Here is a 20,328-nt window from a genome sequence, read left to right as displayed (position 1 = left end):
ATGAATGTTTATCTTATTTTAAACGTATCGTATAACCCTGACAACGTTACCAATTGTACATCCGATTTGTTTGCATTTATTTATATAGTCAAGAAAACACATGCTAACCCTATATAAAAAAATGCAAACCTCCATTCTTTGAGGCTTGCATGGGCATAAATATGGAATACAGAAATTTATTTAGCTTTTGAGGCATTTTCAGCAGCCTCGATAATCACTTTGGCAACTTCATCCGGATGGGAAATAAATACGGCATGGCTGCCTTTTATTTCGGTTATTTTTGCACCGGCGTGTTTATACATGTTCCGCTCAATTTCAGGATTAATAGCTTTGTCTTCTGTAGCTACTATACCATAACTTGGTTTATTTTTCCATGCGGCTTCCGTAATTGGAGCGGTAAAACACTGAACAAATATTGGCCCCTGGGAGGCTGCCATAAAATCAGCATCGGCTTTAGATAGATCAGCCGCAAAACCAGCGTGAAATTTAGCCTTATCATAATAGACAATACCTTTTTCATCCGGAGGCAAGATTCCGTTTTCGGGTGCTGGCGGCAGTGCAGAAATCAATTGGCCTGCGGTCTGTCCATTGTCTGGTGCAAATGCCGCAACGTAAACCAAACCTACCACTTTTTGGTTTACACCAGCTTCGGTGATTACCGCCCCGCCCCATGAATGGCCAACAAGAATTACCGGCCCGTTTTGTTGATCAACTATCCTGTTAGTAGCGTCAACATCATCCTTTAGGGAAGTAAGAGGATTTTGAACAATTGAAACATTGTACCCTTTTTTTGTAAGGATATCAAATACTTTTTTAAATCCAGAGCCATCTGCAAAAGCGCCGTGTACTACTACAATGTTCTTCACTGCCTGTGCGCTGGCCTGTATAGAGAAACCGAAAGTTGTCGATAAAGCGGTTATGGCGATGATGAACCCGCTTTTTAATTTGTTTTTTAGAAGTGTATTTTTCATTTTCGTGGGTGTTGATCTTTAATGTTTGAATCAACAGCACAAAGATGACCCAGAAAATGGACGCAAAGAACGGTGTAACTTCCCGATAACTTGTAATTATTTCCCGACTTCTACCGTTAGCAGGTTGTTTCTAAATTCTAAAGGTGCAAATGAGGTGTGCTTTTTAAAAAATTTAGCAAAATAGGCAGGGTCTTCAAATCCAAGTTCATAGGTGATTTGTTTAACGGATTTACTGGTATAATATAACAGCCGCTTCGCTTCGGTAATAATTCTTTCACGGATCACCTGCTGGGGAGTTCGCTGGTAATAAAGGGCAAAAATATTGGACAGGGTTTTTGGCGACTTATTCATTATTCCGGCATAATAATTTACGGTATGTTCGGTCCGGAAATTTCCCTCAACCAGTAAATTGAATTTACGGAATATATCCAGCCGCTGGTCATGCAACTTTACGTCTGGCGCAAACTTACTCATTGCCAGCCGGGTGATGAATATGATTAAACGCTTTAAGAGAATGGTTAGCATTTCGCTTTGAATGCTGTCCTGGGTATTCAATTCTTCTATGAACACATTTAGCAATAAGTTCAGTTTGTACTGAGCAGGTTCATCAAGCTTAATGAATAACTCATCTCCCATACAAAATAAAAAACCTACGCAGCTTACTTCAGCATCATGGTCAATGATACAATAAAACTCCCGGTTAAACTGCCACGCAATAATGTCAAAAGGGCGCTCAAAGGAAAACGATTGATCAAACATCAGCGGTATCAGTGTGTTGGGCATAAAATCATGTAAAACACCATCGATTGTGATACGCTGCTGATCACCCTTATTCCAGGCGATAGTAAAGTATTTTTTGTCTTTATCCCGAGAGTAAAAAAGCCTGTCGAAACTTTGCTGTTCACTTAAAAGTAATAGATCGCCGCCAGTTTTAGGATCAGTAAGAGTTAATTTCATAACACCATAAAGTTAAGGCAGCGGATTTTATATATGGTCAGTTCAGTGTCTATTGTTTTGAGGTATTGACCGTAAGTTTTTAATTGTTCATGAACCAATGAGGTGATGTACATTGCAAAAAGGTGAATATATCAGGGCGGTAAGTAATCAAAAAATCGCATCATCATGATGTCACAATACCTTTACAGCTATAGTTAAGGCCTGTAATTTCCAGCATCACCTACTGTTTCAGCCCTTTGCTGATTGTTTTTTCCAGTGAATTTTATATTTTAGCCCATCTGGGCCCATGTTTTACCGTAATTACAAAACATGATGAAAGGAATAGTGTTACCCCTGGTAACATCAATCCATCCCGATTGCATTTGAAAAATAAAAATGGCTGAAAATCAAAATTATGATGCCGCATTCTGCGGTAACCTTGCTATACATCAAACCAACTCTATTCAGGATTACGGTTTTTTACTGGTGATAGACATTGAAAACTTTGAAATTGTTCAAGGAAGTGAAAACCTCGACAAGTTATGTTCAAAGCATATCTCCGAGCTGATAGGCGCCAGTCTTTCTGATTTTATGACAGCTGAAGATTTGAAATCCCTCAGGACCGAAACTGCCAAGGGGCCCAGAAACAGGGTGCCATTTAGCTTTAACTTTATTAATGAACAAATTCAAGTTCCAGTAAATGTATTATGCCATGTGAAAAACGACATGGTGATCATGGAAATTGAAGTAGATGACCAGGAGCCCGAGCGTAGTTTTTCATCTGCTTTTCAGGAGGTCAGATCATTTATTTCCACCCTTGAAAACACCAGCGATTTACAGCAAATCTGCCAGGCCAGCATCCACGAAATACGTCGTATCACCGGATTTGACGGAATCAGGATGTACCGTTTTGATCGTGACTGGAACGGCACCGTCATCGCCGAAGAGATTCAGGGAGATCTGGAAAGTTACCTGGGTAATACTTTTCCGGCCTCAGACGTGCCTAAACAGGCCAGGGCACTATATATAAAAAATCCCTTCCGCTTAATCCCAAACAGAGAGTATAAAGCTTACAAACTTTTTCCGGTTATCAACAGCATTACCAATGGTTTCCTTGATCTATCGGATTGTAACCTTAGAAGTGTAGCACGTGTGCACCTGGAATATATGGCCAATATGAACGTTACCGCATCGATGTCAATCAGGGTAATGGTAGAGGGTGCGCTCTGGGGGCTTATATCCTGCCATCACATCAAGCCCAAGTATATGAGTACCGAGAGCAGGTTTATATTTGAATGGCTTAGTATGGAAATCTCTTACAGGATATCATCCATCCTCAAACAAGAGCAACTGGCCATATCGGCAGAGAAGCTAAAGCTAAAGGCTTCCTTAACTGAAAACATATTCTCAAAAGGAGATATTCTAAAAGGTTTGCTGGAAGATGAAAACCAAATACTGCTAAAGTTGTTTAACTGTGATGGGTGCGCTGTGTGTTTGAATGGTAAAGTTACTACACTGGGCACCGTACCCCTAAAAGAAGATATTGAGAATTTACTGCTGTGGGCAGACGGGAAAGCTTTGGGAAATACTTTTGCAACCCATGAATTGGGAGAAATTTATGAGGAAGGCAAAAGCTATACAGATATGGGTAGCGGTATACTGATTATCCCATTAAATAGAACTAAAGGCGATCTGATTATTTGTTTCAGACCGGAAAAGGTGAAAAGCATTAAATGGGGAGGTGACCCTAATCAGGCAATCAATTTTGAAAAAGATAAGTTGAGTTACCACCCGCGCAATTCTTTTAAAATCTGGATGCAGACAGTATATGGACAGGCCGAAATCTGGAATGATACAGAAATGGAAATGGCAGAATCACTGAGAAATTTTCTTTTTCAGTATAGTGCCGACCAACAATTTAATTAATGCAAAATCATAAAATGACCGAGCGCAATACTAAATATACTACAAAACGATACGACAAATATATAGTGGCTATTGGAGCTTCTGCAGGCGGACTTGAATCAATTCATACCTTCTTTGACAATATGCCGTCTAACACCAGTTTTTCTTTTGTGGTGATCCAGCATTTGTCTTCCGATTATAAAAGTCTGTTGGTTGAGCTGGTGGCCAAACATACACATATGAAGGTGTTTGAAGCGGCCGATGATATGGCCATACAACAGGATTGCGTTTATATCATACCGAATAATAAATTAATGACAGTGAGCCGTGGCAGGCTTAAACTTACTGAAAAGTCATTAGTGAAAGCCCCGAATACAGCAATTGACCATTTTCTGTATACCCTTGCAAAAGACAAAAAAGAAAAAGCAATTGCTATCATACTTTCGGGAACCGGATCGGACGGAACAAGGGGTATACAGGCTATAAAAGAGTGCGGCGGAATGGTTATCGTACAGGAACCTTCTACCGCGAAGTTTGACGGAATGCCTAACAGTGCAATTGCATCTGGTAATGCAGACTTTATTCTATCGCCTCCAGACATGCACAAGGAACTTTTCAATTATGTAAATGAAGAGCCCGTAAAAGTATTGGAAAACGGAAATATCAATGAAGAATTGCTAGATGAAATTTTTACCCTGGTACATCAGCTGAGCGGCAATGATTTTAATCTTTATAAAACCCCTACTATTATCCGCAGGATTGGAAGGAGAATGAATGAAAATGAAATCAAAACATTGGATGAATATGTTGATTTTCTGAAAGAAAATGAAAAAGAGGTATCTATCCTTGGTCAGGATTTCCTGATTGGGGTAACCAAATTTTTTCGTGACACCGCCGCGTTTGATGTTTTCAATGAACAGCTTCGCCAGGTGATAAACGGCAAAAATCACGGAGACACCTTAAAGATTTGGGTATGTGCATGCAGCACAGGGCAGGAAGCCTATAGCATCGCCGTTCTGGCTTGCGATGCAGTAAATAAATCCGGCAAGCACATTGATGTGAAAATATTTGCAACCGATATTGATGAAAAAAGTATCGAGATAGCTTCCAAAAATCAATACCATGCTAACATCATCAAAGAGGTCCCTCCTCAATTATTTAAAAAGTATTTCAATCAGGATGGAAACTTTTACGGAGTGATCCCTGAGGTGAGAAAAACGGTGGTATTTGCCAAACATGACGTGATCAAGTCGCCACCGTTCATCAAAAATGATATCGTTACCTGCCGTAATATGCTGATTTATGTAAACAGTATTCTGCAGGAAAAGATATTATCTGTTTTTCATTTTTCATTGGTGCAGGGAGGATACTTATTCCTGGGTTCAAGTGAAACAGTTTCCTCGCTTAAAGATGGGTTCAGGGAAATCTCCTCCAAATGGAAACTATACCAGAAATCGGGGACAATAAATTATGCAGCTTACAATACTTATAATACCAACCACAAAGCGCAACTTGATAAAAGCAAAAAGAAACCGCAGATAACCGACCTGGTGATGAGCCCGATAGAAAAAAGTTTCAATAGCTTTTTAACGGGCGAACTTGGATACGCGGGTATATATGTAGACAGGTCTTATGTGATGCAGGATGCTATCGGTGATTACCGTAAGTACCTTAACCTGCCGCCTGACAAAATTGAGTTGAACATCCTGAAGATGGTTCCAAAAGAGGTATCAATTGTATTGAATACAGCCTTGAGGACTTCCTGGAAAAACGGTGAAACTACGCATTTAAAGCGGATCCGTTTTCAAAAGGACAACGTAGAAACTTATCTCAACATCTCTGTTAAACCTCCCGATCAGGAAAACGGGGTTGGTTTTACCATGATCCTTTTTGGCGAAAGTACATTGGAAACGATTCCGGAAAAGGACGACCGTGGAATGGTTGAGCTGCATGATGGGAATGAACATGAGTATATATTTGAACTTGAAGCAGAGCTCAACGAAACCAGGAACAGTTTGCAGCTTGCAGTAGAGGAAATGGAAACCACCAATGAGGAACTGCAGTCTACCAATGAAGAGATGCTCTCTGCCAATGAGGAATTACAGTCCAGTAATGAAGAACTGCAATCCTTAAATGAAGAATTACATACCCTGAATACCGAACATCAGTTAAAAATCAAGGAGTTAGTTGATTTGAACGATGACCTGGACAACTATTTTAGAAGTACCGATATCGGTCAGATCTTTATTGATTCCGGACTTTTCATCCGTAAGTTTAATGCAGCGGCGATCAGTATGGTTAACCTGATAGAGGCAGATATAGGCCGTTCTATTGAACAGATTTCTAACAATATCAAATCTGAGAACCTGAATAACGACATTCAGGAGGTGCTGGGAAGTGGTAAAGTCCTGGAAAAAGAAGTGCAGATCAGAACCGGTACCAGTAGTTTAATGCGCATATTGCCTTACATCAGAAAAGATAAAAAGACAGATGGTGTGGTCATCACTTTCGTGGACATATCAAAAATCACAGAACTCAATAATATCATTTCAGGAGTTTTTAATGCCAGTTTAAATGGCGTACTGGCATTCAGATCTATCAGAAATAAACAGCATTTTATCACAGATTTTGAATGTATATCTTTTAATCAGGCTGCCTGCCAAATTCTTAAGCGCGATGAGCAGGAACTATTACACTCCAGGATCCTTGAAAAGCTACCCGAACTAACGGAAGGTAACTTAATGGAGAAATACAATAATGTTGTTGAAAAGGGCAGTCAGCTGCAGGTTGAATTTAAATTACATGATCATGTCTGGCTGGAACTGGTTGCCGTAAAAATGTCTGATGGATTTGCCGCTACAATTACTGATATCACTAAGCAGAAACTTTCTGAGGAAAAGTTAAAAAGGAACTATAATGAGCTGCTGGGCACAAGGGAAAATCTAAAAACGCTCAATGCAGAACTGGAATTAAAAGTAAGGGAACGCACATTGCGTTTATCTGAAAGTGAAGACCGTTTTAACCTGGTTTCACAGGCCACCAACGACACCATCTGGGATTGGAACATGGCAGAAAATACAATGTGGCGCAGTGTAAACTTCACTACGCTGTATGGTTATGAGCAAACTGCCGAAAACCAAAACATAGGATTCTACTTTAACATTATCCATCCTGATGACCGCAAGGCCATAAAAAAAGGGATTTATGATTCGATAAATAAGGGTGAAAGCCAATGGTCTGCCCAGTACCGGCTAATGAAGGCCGATGGCGAGTATGTAACTATCCTGGATAGAGGATCCATTTTAACCGACGAAAATGATGTCCCTTACCGAATGGTAGGATCTATGATAGATATTTCTGTTTTAATTGACACCGAAACCCGGTTAAATTCTACACAGCGGAAATTCAGGAAGATCTTTGATTCCAACGTAATTGGTATGCTCTTCTCCAATATGGAGACAGGCAAAATAGAAACAGCCAATCATATCTTTTTAGATATGCTCGGTTATACCACTGAAGATTTTGAGCAGGGAAATATCAACTGGAAGGATCTTACCCCAGAGGCCTTCCGACCTATAAGCGAGGTATGTGCAGACCTGGTAAAAACACATGGGTTCTGTGAACCGTTTGAAAAACAATACCTGGCAAAAGATGGGAAGCCTGTAGACGTGTTGGTTGGATCAGCCATTTTGGACGATGAAAATCTAACTGATGCCGTCACTTATGTAATTGATATCAGCCGGCAGAAAGAAAATGAAAAACGAAGGGCAGAATTACAGGAGCTGATCAAAAAGCAACAGGATGAATTTTACAGTATCTTTAAAAAAGCACCAGCGCTGATTAGTATAAAAAGAGGTGATCGTCTGGTCTACGAATTTGTGAACGAGTCTTTTATTCAGTTTGACGGTGGCACAGATTATATAGGAAAGGACGAGCTGCGTAAAGGATCACAGTTAGACAGTGATGAGCTAAAAGGTTTTGAAAAGCAGGTGATGTCTACAGGAGAAACTTTTGTGGCAAGTTCTTACAAGATAATCCATGAGGACTTGCAAACAGGTGAAACAAAAGATAGCTGGTTTGACATTATCATTAATCCTGTATATTCTGCTGGTGGGGTTATTGACGGTGTATCATTCTTCGGTTTTGAAGTTACCGATCTGATGATTGCCCAGCACACCACAAAAGAACTCATGTACAAAAAAGATGAGTTTATGAGCATTGCCAGTCATGAGCTTAAAACACCAATTACCACGATTAAAGGTTATCTCCAATTTGCACTTAAAATGGCCGAACAGGAGAAATTTGGTCAGATTTTTGGGTTTATTGATAAGGCAAACAAACAGGTTGCAAAACTGACAACACTGGTTGATGATTTGCTGGACGTTACCAAAATCCAGGCCGGCAAAATGAATTTCACGTATTCAACATTTGATATCGGAGAAATTATAAGTGAGGCAGTTGATGGCATCCAGGGCAGTTTGAACGGCCAGACTATTGTGCAGGATATTGACCATATTACGATTACTGCCGATAGAAACAGAATTGAACAGGTTATCTCAAATTTTATGTCAAACGGGCTGAAATATTCTCCTGATGGAAAACAAATCAAGATCACAGCAAAGGGCATCATGGGTAATATGGTAAGAATAGCTGTAACAGACCAGGGTATTGGTATTCCCAAAGATAAAGCACAATTTATATTCGACCGTTTCTTCAGGGTAGAAGAATCCTCTAATTTATTCTCTGGCTTAGGTTTGGGATTATATATCAGTGCTGAAATTGTACGCCGTCACCAGGGAGAAATAGGTGTAAACAGTGAAGTTAATGTAGGCTCAGAGTTTTGGTTTCAAATTCCGATCAATTAAATCAATTTATCATTTACTATCGTGAGTAACGCATGGTTGTTATAAAGAGACAGCATTAAAATGGGGGCATTCATTGCCCCCATGTATTAATTTTTCTTAACGTCTTTAGTTACCTGGTTTTCAGCGTTTTTAGCTTTCTTTTCCTGAGCTTTATCTTCTTTACGCTGCTCGCCGCCTGATTTTTTTTGATCACGTTTCTCTCCCCTGATCACCTTATTAATTTTCCTGTTATAGAGCGCCGTTACAATTCCTTGTCCGGTCCTGCTGAAAAACTTAATCTTCGGCTTGTCACTTGTTCCTGTTACTGCAACCGGAACAGCGATCCAGCCTGCGGGAGGCAGCCCCACCTTTACCAGTATATCCAGCAATCCGTTAAAACTTGTGGTTCCACTGATAGACGGCCGGAGAACCGATACTTTGAATTTAAATTCATCAATATGAATGAGGTTATCTTTGATATGGGTATGAATATTTACCCCTTTCATATCAGGGTTATTAAAGGCATCAGCACCAACATTATCACCAATCACGGAAAGCATTTTGAGATTTTTCACCGCTACATCCCGAAGGTTAACTACACCTCCCCCTTCTAAAGAAGGATAAATCGGATTCATATTCTCATCAAAATCACCTTTCAGTTTATAATCCAGCGACACAATTCCGGTTACGTCTTTTGCAGAAGAAGCCATTTTATGTACCATATCGATTTCTTTATAAGCTCGCTGCACATTAAAGTCGAGCACTTTTAAGGCGACATCAAAGTTGGCAGTTAAGGGCGACTCATCCTGATAACGGGCATCAATGCTCATCCTGCTGCCAATGATATCAAATGAGGTGTTCTTCAAAAAGATCTGACCACCCTTCACCGCTGCCGTTCCCTGCAACTGATCGATATTAAGTCCTTTAAATCCAACTTTTTTTGCGTCAACCTTTAGGGATACATCCAGATTTTTAGGAACAATGATTACACCGCTGCTTTTAGGGTTTTCAGCTTTCGCATATTCAACGGCTAAAGACTTGTCGTCATTGTCGCCACTCTTTAACGCCATAAATTCGTCAACGAGGATATAATTGGAATGCATACCAAAATCTCCGTGAAGGGTTCCTTTACGCTCGATAAAATAGTTGATCGTATTGAGCAGATAACCATTTAGTGAAAAATCTGATTTTCCATACGTGGCATAAAATTTCCTGAACCACATTTTTTCATTCTCAAACTCGAAGTTTCCTTCTTTGAGATAAAATGGCTTTGGCAGGTAGGAGGTGTTTGCCTTTATATTTTTCAGGTTCAGCGTACCTTTGTTATCCAATTTGCTGTACTGGCCAGTAGTGGCATAACTTTCGCGGCCGTTCAAAGAAAGATCTGCCGTTACTAAACCACTCACATCCAACCCTTTTCTGGCAAAAACCTGATAGATTTTTCCAACATTTAAAACCCCTTTCGCACGAACTTTATACAACATATCTTCGAAATTCTGCAAATCAGCGTTGATGAATACCGGGTTTCCTTCAAAATCAAATTTGAAAGGATTAAGTGTTACGCCAAGGCTACTGAAGGTACCGTCGGTATTTTTGACGCTGGCTGTCACATTGATGTTTGTTATCGGGTTCGGATAAAACTTCGTTTTTAACCAGCCGTCTTTCAGGTTCAGATAACCATCAGTTTTAGGAAATAGCTTTTTATCCATGTTGAAAATACCGTTAGCTTTAACGTCGGCATTCATCAGGCCTCTCATATCGATATCTTTTAAACCCAATGCATCATCTACTGTCTGCAAATTAACAGCACCTTTTATACTGGCATTGACGGTCATTTCGCTTAATCCTTTGGTTTTTACTACCGCCAGGAAATTGTTTTTCGGCCCAAGGTCGAAGCTTAGTTTTTTCAAATCCAGCCCCAACTGTTCCGGATCTAATGAAGGGGCATCGATGTTGAGGTCAATGTTTAGGTTCTTCATCGGCACCGGTGCCTTATTGCTGGAGATCACACCATCCTTAACCAGGAACCGTGCTGTAAAATTTGGTTTAACTTTCCTGGGTTCACTAAATTGTCCTTTCAAACTAAAGAACAGATCGCTTTTACCCTCTATTTTAGTATCCTTGCTCCACTCCAGATACTGGGGAGGCAGCACAGAGATCATATCACGAATGGTAGTTTTTTCTGAAGCAGCTTTGATATCAAGATCATATCCATCTTTGAGGATGCTCACAAAACCAGTGAATTTTAAAGGGAGATCGTTGATCTTTAATTCATTTTTTCTAAGTACAAAGGTCAGCGCATTGGTATTGATCCGTGTGATCAGGTCGGCATGAATGGATTTTTGTTGGGCATAATAGATCCTGTCCAGGCTAAAATCCAGTTTATCAATATCAAGATTGGTTTTCAGATCAAAAATATCCTTACTTAAGCCACCTTGCCCTGTATAATTAAGTCCTTTTGCATCCACTAATACATTAGCGGTATGGTCGATATATTTGATATGCCAGTTCCGGAATTTGATCAGGTCGAGCTTGATGGAGGTACCTTTTCCAGAAGTATCTTTTGGAGTTTTAGAGGGGCTGGAAATGTAAACATTGTAATTCGCCTGCCCTTTACTATTGACATACACATTTGCATTGGCATCAGTTACGTATATTTCATCGATCTTGATTTCACCACCAAAAATCAGATTTTTAAGATTGATTCCCGCTGAGACTTCTTTTGCCGACAGCAAAGTATCCTGCTGAAAGGGTTTGGACCCTAACAATAATAATTCATCCACAGATACGGTAAGCGATGGAAAATGCCTGAAAAATGTAAGATGTGTCTTCTTATAATCGAGTTTCCCGGCAAGACGTTTATTGGCAAATATTTTTACCTGCTCAGAAATAGTTCCAGGGAACAGAAGCGGAATAATAAACATCAGAAACAGAATAGATACGATAAAAATACCCACCCATTTTAAGGTCTTTAATACTATTTTTTTAATATTTTCCATATACTGAGCTAATGATTTCGATTTTATAACAGCTATTTTATAAAAATGTTCAAAGTCAGCTATTTTAAATCGCGGAGCTTATTAATAAAATATAATATTTTGATATAAAATTTATGATTTCATTTTTTGAAAATACAAAACAATTTGGCGCAGATTCTCTCCCCTTCGCTATCTGCTGTATCATTAGACTGGCTAAAATTTGCTCCTATGGTAAAGCAAGCAGGGCTTTATTTGAGAAAACCCGGCCTGCAAGTTTGAGGTGGGTACCTAAGTTATCGAATGGAGTTTTATTTAAGGCGGTTTAATTTCGATAGTTAATCAAATTTCACTTTTGCGAGATCACCTTTTTTCATAAAAATATGGAGGAAATTATCATCAACTTTAGCATTCAGTTTCTTTCCATTTAGGGTAACAGTAAGTCCGGATTGATCATCAGGAACTTTTATCTTTACCATATGGCCAACGGTGGCTTTGAGCGCAACGAACTGTAGTTTACCTGATATCCATTTTGCTGAAACCTCTATCCCGCCCCTGCCGCACAAACCAGAAAAGCTCCCATTTTTCCATTGTTCTGGTAAAGCAGGCAAAAATTCCAGGTATCCATTCTGGCTTTGCAGCAGCATCTCTGCAATACCAGCCGTACCGCCAAAATTACCATCAATCTGGAAGGGCGGATGAGCACAAAACAGGTTGATATAAGAACCACCGCCATTAGACATATTGATGGTATTGCCCTCTACAGGCCTGAATAATTTACGCAGGATTTGAAAAGAATGGCCGCCATCATGCAATCTGGCCCAAAAGTTAACTTTCCAGGCCAGTGACCAGCCCGTTCCATCATCTCCTCTGCCTATTAAAGACGCTTTAGCTGCATCAGCCAGTTTTGGGTTGTCCGTTGTGATTTCATGACCAGGATATAAACCCCACAGATGGGAAACATGACGGTGATGAGGGTCTACTTCCTTGTACTCTTTTAACCACTCCATTAACCTACCATCTTTACCCACCTGATCTGGTGGCAGTTTTTTTATAGCTATTTCTAATTGGTGACGAAACGATCCGTCTTTATTCAGTTCTTTACTGGAAACAATGGCCGCAGCAAACAGACTTCTGAGTATTTGATTATCAATAGTAGGCCCATCACAAACATTTGCCTGTTTACCATCGGGTAGAAAAAAAGCATTCTCAGGAGAACTTGACGGGGCCGTAACCAGCCAGCCATGCGTTGGCTCTTTAACCAGTGCGGATAAATAAAATTCGGCTGAACCTTTTAAAATAGGGTATAGTAGATTTAAATAGGCTTTATCACGGCTAAATTCGTAATGCTGCCACAACATCTGGCACAACCATGCAGAACCTGTATTAAATGAACCCCATGAATAATCTTCTCCCGGAGACGTATATCCCCAGATGTTGGTGATCACATGCGCTACCCATCCATTAGCCCCATAGTAGGTTTTGGCGGTCTGCTCTCCTGGTTTGACTAATCCTTTAACCAGCGTATAAAAAGGTTCATTTAAAACACCGAGGTTGGTGACATCCAATAGCCAGTGATTCATCTGGATATTGATATTTAAATGGTAATCACCATTCCAGGGCGTCGCCACCGTGTTTGCCCATAAACCCTGAAGGTTTGGCGGTAGTAAACCTGGTCTGGTACTGCTAATGAGCAAGTATCTTCCGTATTGGAAATACAGGGCAGGCAGTCCCGGATCATCTGCTTTCAGCGCAAAAGCAGCCAGCCTTTTATCCGTTGGCAAGCTATCTTTTGCATTACTGCCAAGGTTTAACGTGACACGATGAAATAACCGCTGAAATTTTTTGATATGAGCAGTTCTTTCCATCGCATAAGGCTTGCTTAAAGCTTTAGCCAGGTTTTGATCCCCGGTTTTTATATAATTTATATTTTTATAACTGGTAGTGGGAGAAATATAGATGATGGCAGAGTTCGCATTAACAAGCTGCAGGGAGTTACTCTTTATGATGATATTTCCGCCATCATGTTTAATATGGACCTTTACCCTGTACTGCATTCCTTTCCCGTCGGTTCCATTATTCAACTGACCATACATTTGCATTTCTACACCATCTGCTTTTGTTTTAAAGTGCTCCGGCCTGCTCAATTTCAGCACAAAACTGATCTTTTTTAGTTCGCTTGCGGAAAGCCTGACCATGACCACATCATCATCAAAACTTGTAAAATATTCCCTGGTAAAATTTGTATGATCAATTGTAAATCTTGTTGTGGCCAGTGCATCATTTAGTGATAACTCTCTATGATAACCGGAAGGATGCAGTGAAGAACTATCTGCACCATATTGGTAATTCAACTTTAAATTACCAAGAATCTGGTAAGAACCGTAAGGAACATTGGCCCCATTACCCATTCCGGAACCTTTGCCTTTCGATACAAAGTAACGGCTCATTACCTGCTGGGCTTCTATATTTTTACCTGCAAATAATAATTGCCTGATTTCTGAAAGGTGTGCAGCAGCATTTGTTTGATCTGCATCCTGTCTTCCTCCGGACCACAGTGTAATATCATTCAGCACTATATTTTCGTTAAATATGCCACCATCAGGCATTGCACCAAGCCGGCCATTGCCTAATGGAAGACTGGCTTCCCAATAATTTGCAGGGGCTTTATACCATAATCTTGCTGACTGTGACTGGCTATAACCAGCCATAGAACTCCCTAAGAAAATGATTACAAAGATTGTAACTGCCGCCTGCTTACTGAAGTTAGATAATTTAGAAGATTTCAACATTTGTAGTTGAAGATACATATAAATTTTAAATGTCTCCCTGACCCCTGATCTATAACCTAACCATCTGTTTATGTGCAGCAGGCTTAAAATAAAGATAAAAAAATGCCCGGATGCAGATCATCCAGGCATCTAAGAAAATTCATTAATACTACATTTTCATGTCGCTCTTCATTGGCATTGTGGTCACCTTACCACTCATCATTACGCACTGTCCATCTTTTAACATCATGGTTTTACCATCCTTCATTTTAACGGTTCCATCTGTCATGACCATAGTGCCGTTCTTCATGGTCATGGTCTTGTCCATCATCATGGTCTTGCCATCTTTCATGCACATCATTTTACCATCTTTCATCATTACGCTTCCATCCATTTTCATAGATTTTGACATTTTGTGCATTGATGTGTCAGTAGGCATTGTACTTTGGGCCATTGCGCCAAGGCTTAAGGCAACAGCGAAGCAGGTGATCAATAATTTTTTCATGGTTTTAAGTTTTTGTTGTAACTACAGTAACGAAAAACCAAGCCACAGTTGGTATTTACTACTCCCCCAGGTAGTAACCGGCTTTTTTGGAAAATAATGATTAAAGACTTGTGTTATAAGCAGTTTATTTCGTTTTTATTTATCAGTTTATTTTTACGATCTATAAAAATTCATGGGTGGAAACCCCTGGTCTTGTAGATTATAATGGTCAATTATTTTACAAATCTTACAAATATTTATTGAAAAGTATTTTATAAAATAAACGGGAAGATCACATACTATGAAAGAATGGCCAATTAAATTATAACTATAGTTTCTTCCAGCTCAGTTTAACAGATTGATTTCCCTGCAGCTGATAGGCTACATGGCCGTCTTTCATGTTTTCTCCCTTTAGCACTTTTTTTTGCCTGTCAACTTTCACTTGAAAAGCCATCGTCCTTTCTGATTTAAGTCCAACGAATATCATTCTGCAACTTAATTTATCGCTTCCACCGGTTTTGAAGCTTAGTGATTTATCACGATGAAACTGAACCCTGTTTATAGGATAATCTACGTACACCATAAATTCTTCGCCAGGAACCTTTAGATAATGCCGGGGCAGGATACCAAATGCATTCCCCGCTCCATATACCTCCTGGCCTACCTCACCTGACATTTCCCATCCGTCATGCAGGTCTTCGAGTGCTATCCAAAGGTTAGCATCTACTTCGCCAGTTTTTACTTCTTTAGATAGCATTTCTTCTGGCAGCATTGGTGGATAGTAAAAGACAGCCCTTTCGTTCATATACCTGATAAATTCTGCGATAAGCAATGTTATTGACGGAAGGATGTCTACCCCCTGAGCATGATTTAAATAATCGTGCAAAGCACAAAAAACTTCCTGCTCTTCATAAGCCGCAGTATAAGGAGCATCACTCAAAGGGAAAATGGCAAAAAACGTTGGGTAGTTTTTACCATAACCATAGTTACAATCCCAAAGCTGAACGTTTTTAAACACGTTAGCCAAACAAATATAACTGAGATCTAAGTAGAGTTTATTTTCCGTGATCTTAAATAACCTTAACAGGGCACCTGCAGAGAAAGCGGTATTATTGGCCTGGTAAAATAGATCGAAACCAAGACCTTCTAGTTTTTTTGCTGCTTTTTCAGCTTCTTTAAGGTATTTATCCTCATGGGTAATTTCCCAGGCTTGCAACATGACATGGGCATATAAACCGGGTACATCTTTTTCTCCTCCTTTACCAGGCTGGGTTTCAGCTTTTACAATATCAAGCGTGTCCATTTTATAAAACACCGGCCACTCATAATTAAATTTATGCGCCACTTTAATAGCAAATCCAATGGAATCAAGAAAAAGTTTTTTAGCTTCGTTATCACCTTTAAGTGCAAGTCTGGAAAGATTAAGTAATGGATGATGCAAATACCAGGAATCCATCACCAGCGGTTGTTTTTGTTCTTCCTCCCCTTTAAGGTCTTTGGCAGCAGCCGGATGCCAGCGCATGATTGTTTTCAGCTTCTGATCAAAAAACGAAGGCAGTCCTTCTTTAATCTTTTTCATGATTTCAAGTGATGAGCCTGTCCATTCTACGTAATCAAGCAAAGGAAGCAATACTGCCAGTTGCACCATAATTTCCGGAGGTGTTCTATAATCGCTCACATAAGCGTTTAAATAGGAATGTCCTCCTAACTGCGACCAGCAACCCGGATTTTCCTGCAAATCTTTAAGCCCCTTTTCTAATATTTCGGGCCAGTGATTGTATTTTGTACCGGGTTTGGGTAAAGCCAGGTACGCTTCTGCCAGTAAATTCAAAAACTGCTTAACCATTGCCCCTTCATTTTCAGGGACTTCAAGGTCGAAAGCCACAATAGCATCTCCTATGATTACATTTTTACCTGCTGACAAAGCTTTATCCGTTGTGGGTGGAAGCGCAAAACCCATTTCCGGCCAGTCCCCTCCTACTACTCCAGAACATGAGGTTTGCGTTTGCTGGCAGTAGCTTTCCAGTGCAGTTAAATTTTGCAGGTAAAAAATAGATCCTGATTTGGGTTTGGAGGAACTGCAATAAATGATACCCGACCTTGTTCCTACCTGGCTTGCATGTATTTTACCGGTTTTTTGCCGGGTATTGTCATTTTTGCCTGGCACTATGACATCCCTTGGCCAGAAAGGAATAAAAAGATCTGTTATAGGCTTTAAAGTGGTTATATATCTAAGAACTGGTACCGTTTGTTTTAAAAAAGAAATATCTATTTGTATTTCCCCTATTTCAGCAGTCAGATAAAAAGTAATGCCGTCGGGCGATTTATTAAATTTTGAAATTTTAATTTCACCGATTGGGGTAAATGCCGCACGAAATAAAAACTCCCCTCCATTAGGCAAGCTGGCAAGAATAAAAAGCGAATCACGCTCGTTATAAATATTAAAAATTAAACCAGATACTGATTTGGTGAATAATGGAATTAATTCATCATTTTCAAAGATGTTAGTAGCCGATAAAGCCCATGGTGACAGTCCGTTCATAGTTATATAGTAAGAGGTTAGGGCCAATAACCAACTTAACTATGAAATGTTTCTTTTAAATACAGAAACGCAGATAAAACCAAATATTCCTGGCTATTAGCAGCAATAATCGACATTAGATCTTGCATTACGCCTGAGCAAGGAGATCAAAGTGTGATTATGTGGTCTATCTTCTACCGATTTTGAATAGTATCTTTCTAAGCTGGATCAGTCCGTTTGTCAGTTTTTTATTCTTGTTGACAATCGGGATACTGAGCACTGCCAATACTGATATACAGGCCGATGTGCCAAGCGCTCCACCATACCCGTTAAAAAACTTGCTGGTATGCAAAAAAATAAGGCAGAAAATAATACCTGCAGTACCTATCAAAAGGTAGTTAGACAATAAACGGGAAGATACCATACCGATGAAAGAAGCGCCAATAAATACCAGCGGGATGTTTTTCACCAGATAACTATCCATGGAACCTGTATAATAGTGATAATATACAGCTACGATCAAAGAAAGCATAGCGGATGAGCGTACCGGTCCTTGTTTAAGCCGTTCATTTACAAAAAATGTGGCGATTGCACTAATGAAGCTGACCGCGACCAGTATGAGCAGATTATACATATGACGAGATCAGAAAGTATAAAAATGAAGTAATCACTACGCCCGCAAAAGCAAGGGTACCCAGCTTTCCACCAACACCGGCAAAAAGGTTTTTAGACAAAAATAGTAGTATTGCTGTAAAGAAACTTGCCGTTAAAATAAACATAAAACCAGACGCTACGCCAGTGCTGGACATACCAATGAATGCCCCGCAATAAATGGCAGCGGGTAATTGCTTCATATAATGCGACCGTTTATTCAGGTTTGGAATGAAGGAGGCAATACTCCCTACCAGGGTAGCAGAAATAACAGGGCCTAAATTGAAAAAGTGGTTTAGGTAAAAGGTAACCAGCGCCCCAATGGGAATCCATAAGACAACAAATATATGTTCGTATTCATGATCTTCATGATGCAAACTACCCCTTAAATAAGTGATTAAAATGAGCGGGCATAAGATAATGAGAGAGGCAATGGCCCACCAAGACTTTAAGTTCTCCCTGAAAATTGCAAATAAAAAGATAACCTGGATAATTAACAGGAAGATGATGAAAGCTTTTCTTACGTTCTTATTCCAGTTCATGATGTAAATCTACCAACATAGTTTCTGCGAAAATAGCGATAAGAATCTTCATAAAAAACATTAGCGCCTCACGGGAGGCTTTAATAAAGGTTAATCTTAGATTGGGATGGTAAACCAAAATGTAGTACCGCTGCCAACTACACTTTCTACTCCTATAGTACCGCCATGCTTTTTAATAATTTCAGAACTGATATATAATCCAAGACCTAAACCTGAATATTGGAAGCCACTGTAATCTACCCGGTAATATCTTTCAAAAAGATGGATGAGCTGGTCCTGAGCTATACCAGGCCCGCTATCTTTCACTGAAATTTTTAACTGTTCAGCCAGATGTTCTATTATGACATGGATAACTTTAGATTCAGGAGCATATTTTACGGCATTACTCAACAGGTTTACCAAAACCTGGTCAATCTGCTGTTCATCTGCTTCAATCTCCATATCAATTATTCCTTCTATGATGATCTCATGTTTTTCAGCATCACGAATATGCTGACTCTCTAATATGGAGGAAAGGTTAAACTTTGTTTTTCTTAAGTGTAACTGACCTTGCGAAATCCGGTTACTATCTAACAGATCGGTAATCAGGCTGGTTAGCCTGGACAGGCTTTTGTTCGACTGGTCGATCATTTTAGCTAACACGTCTGGTTTCGGATTGTCTTTAATCCGGTCCATAATCTGCATGGCAGCTTTTAAGCTGGTTACCGGAGTACGTAACTCATGGCTGGCAACATTGATAAACTCATCTTTTTGCTGTAACACCTTTCTTCTGTTGGTTACGTCCATAAAAGTACCAATACCGCCAGTGAGTTCACCACTCTGCCGGTCAAATATGGGTGCAGCATTTACAGAAATATAAAAACGTTCTCTACCGGGGGGCTGTAAAGCAACTTCGTAATCCAATACAGGCTGGCCTGTGCGCATCATAATGGCCATAGGATGATCTTCTTCAGGCAAAGGAGATCCATTTACCCACAGGAGCTGCCATTTAGGATCATCATAAACGCCATCTTCTATTTTGCTGGGGGTAAGGCCTAAAAGATGCTGCGCCATGATATTGGCATATACCAGCCGGCCAGAGGTGTCTATGATTCTTACACCTTCCGCCATGGTATCCAGGATAGTTTGAAAGCGCCCTTCACTTGCAGAAAGTTTTTCATTGCTGGCCAACAGCTGATCATTGACCACCGCCTGCCGCTCCGTATCCAGTAAGTTTTGCAGGCGCAGCTCAATTTGCTCCATTACCAATCCCGCCATTCCTTCCAGAATAGATTTGTCATGGTCATTAAATGTTCTGGGTTTTGTATCTACCAAACAAACCGTACCAATCATAAAACCATCATGGGTAATCAATGGTGCACCGGCATAAAAACGCAGGCCAAAATCGCCGCATACCAAAGGATTATTGGCTACCACGGGATCAAGCAGCGCATCTTCAATCACATTAACCTCTGGTTTAAGGATAGTTAATGAGCAGAAACTTTCTCCACGCGGCCCAACAGCATTATCCATACCCACATTAGACCCAAAATATACTTCTTCGGCATCAACCAGGGAGATCATCGCAATAGATGATTTAAAGATATCTGCTACCAGTTTGGCAATGCTCTTGAATGATTTTTCTGCATAGGTACCTAATATCCTATAACTTCTTAGTGCATGTAAACGCTCCTGCTCGTTAGGTAAAATAATCTCGGTGGCAAATGTGTTTTTCATTATTTGCTTTAT

The 20,328-nt window shown here is 39.9% G+C and carries 11 protein-coding genes; 2 read left to right on the top strand and 9 right to left on the bottom strand.

The genetic code is table 11. The features are described 5' to 3' along the window. Positions 1-176 precede the first annotated feature (176 nt). A complete protein-coding gene (locus tag GSQ84_RS19305; protein ID WP_158798951.1) occupies positions 177-971 on the bottom strand; it encodes an alpha/beta hydrolase in 795 nt (264 codons plus the stop codon). Positions 972-1,067: 96 nt separating this feature from the next. Further along, positions 1,068-1,928 carry a helix-turn-helix domain-containing protein gene (locus GSQ84_RS19300; protein ID WP_158798949.1) on the bottom strand — a complete coding sequence of 287 codons (861 nt, stop codon included), beginning with the start codon at positions 1,926-1,928 and terminating at the stop codon, positions 1,068-1,070. Between the two features lie 375 nt (positions 1,929-2,303). Between GSQ84_RS19300 and GSQ84_RS19295 the strand changes: the two genes are divergently transcribed. Beyond that, positions 2,304-3,833, top strand: coding sequence for a GAF domain-containing protein (locus GSQ84_RS19295; protein ID WP_158798947.1), 1,530 nt, complete (start codon positions 2,304-2,306; stop codon positions 3,831-3,833). Then, positions 3,833-8,677 (top strand): chemotaxis protein CheB, encoded by a 4,845-nt coding sequence (locus GSQ84_RS19290; RefSeq protein ID WP_254070917.1) that lies wholly within the window; start codon positions 3,833-3,835, stop codon positions 8,675-8,677. The genes GSQ84_RS19295 and GSQ84_RS19290 overlap by 1 nt, the downstream gene beginning before the upstream one ends. Positions 8,678-8,763: 86 nt before the next feature. On the opposite strand, the gene GSQ84_RS19285 is transcribed toward GSQ84_RS19290, so the two are convergent. The 7 genes from GSQ84_RS19285 to GSQ84_RS19255 form a co-directional block, all read right to left on the bottom strand. After that, positions 8,764-11,655, bottom strand: coding sequence for an AsmA-like C-terminal region-containing protein (locus tag GSQ84_RS19285; protein ID WP_158798946.1), 2,892 nt, complete (start codon positions 11,653-11,655; stop codon positions 8,764-8,766). Between the two features lie 314 nt (positions 11,656-11,969). Next, positions 11,970-14,441 (bottom strand): glycoside hydrolase N-terminal domain-containing protein, encoded by a 2,472-nt coding sequence (locus GSQ84_RS19280; protein ID WP_254070916.1) that lies wholly within the window; start codon positions 14,439-14,441, stop codon positions 11,970-11,972. Positions 14,442-14,571: 130 nt separating this feature from the next. Then, on the bottom strand, positions 14,572-14,856 hold the full coding sequence (locus GSQ84_RS19275) for a DUF6799 domain-containing protein (RefSeq protein WP_216848989.1): 285 nt from the start codon (positions 14,854-14,856) through the stop codon (positions 14,572-14,574). Between the two features lie 358 nt (positions 14,857-15,214). Then, on the bottom strand, positions 15,215-17,428 hold the full coding sequence (locus GSQ84_RS19270) for a hypothetical protein (RefSeq protein WP_158798942.1): 2,214 nt from the start codon (positions 17,426-17,428) through the stop codon (positions 15,215-15,217). 166 nt (positions 17,429-17,594) lie between these two features. Next, a complete protein-coding gene (locus GSQ84_RS19265) occupies positions 17,595-18,041 on the bottom strand; it encodes a hypothetical protein (protein WP_158798940.1) in 447 nt (148 codons plus the stop codon). After that, positions 18,034-18,600 carry a hypothetical protein gene (locus GSQ84_RS19260; RefSeq protein WP_158798939.1) on the bottom strand — a complete coding sequence of 189 codons (567 nt, stop codon included), beginning with the start codon at positions 18,598-18,600 and terminating at the stop codon, positions 18,034-18,036. The genes GSQ84_RS19265 and GSQ84_RS19260 overlap by 8 nt, the downstream gene beginning before the upstream one ends. A gap of 96 nt (positions 18,601-18,696) precedes the next feature. Continuing rightward, positions 18,697-20,316 carry an ATP-binding protein gene (locus tag GSQ84_RS19255; protein ID WP_158798937.1) on the bottom strand — a complete coding sequence of 540 codons (1,620 nt, stop codon included), beginning with the start codon at positions 20,314-20,316 and terminating at the stop codon, positions 18,697-18,699. Positions 20,317-20,328 lie beyond the last annotated feature (12 nt).

The organism is Pedobacter sp. L105 (assembly GCF_009765875.1).
Lineage (GTDB): Bacteria > Bacteroidota > Bacteroidia > Sphingobacteriales > Sphingobacteriaceae > Pedobacter.
Note: the sequence above shows the minus strand (reverse complement) of the source record. Positions and strands in the feature narration are given on the sequence as shown.

Bases quoted from the DNA above. Each gene is read 5' to 3' on its own strand.
- GSQ84_RS19305 (WP_158798951.1), bottom strand. From the start codon at position 971: ATGAAAAATACACTTCTAAAAAACAAATTAAAAAGCGGGTTCATCATC.
- GSQ84_RS19300 (WP_158798949.1), bottom strand. From the start codon at position 1,928: ATGAAATTAACTCTTACTGATCCTAAAACTGGCGGCGATCTATTACTT.
- GSQ84_RS19295 (WP_158798947.1), top strand. From the start codon at position 2,304: ATGGCTGAAAATCAAAATTATGATGCCGCATTCTGCGGTAACCTTGCT.
- GSQ84_RS19290 (WP_254070917.1), top strand. From the start codon at position 3,833: ATGCAAAATCATAAAATGACCGAGCGCAATACTAAATATACTACAAAA.
- GSQ84_RS19285 (WP_158798946.1), bottom strand. From the start codon at position 11,655: ATGGAAAATATTAAAAAAATAGTATTAAAGACCTTAAAATGGGTGGGT.
- GSQ84_RS19280 (WP_254070916.1), bottom strand. From the start codon at position 14,441: ATGTATCTTCAACTACAAATGTTGAAATCTTCTAAATTATCTAACTTC.
- GSQ84_RS19275 (WP_216848989.1), bottom strand. From the start codon at position 14,856: ATGGCCCAAAGTACAATGCCTACTGACACATCAATGCACAAAATGTCA.
- GSQ84_RS19270 (WP_158798942.1), bottom strand. From the start codon at position 17,428: ATGAACGGACTGTCACCATGGGCTTTATCGGCTACTAACATCTTTGAA.
- GSQ84_RS19265 (WP_158798940.1), bottom strand. From the start codon at position 18,041: ATGTATAATCTGCTCATACTGGTCGCGGTCAGCTTCATTAGTGCAATC.
- GSQ84_RS19260 (WP_158798939.1), bottom strand. From the start codon at position 18,600: ATGAACTGGAATAAGAACGTAAGAAAAGCTTTCATCATCTTCCTGTTA.
- GSQ84_RS19255 (WP_158798937.1), bottom strand. From the start codon at position 20,316: ATGAAAAACACATTTGCCACCGAGATTATTTTACCTAACGAGCAGGAG.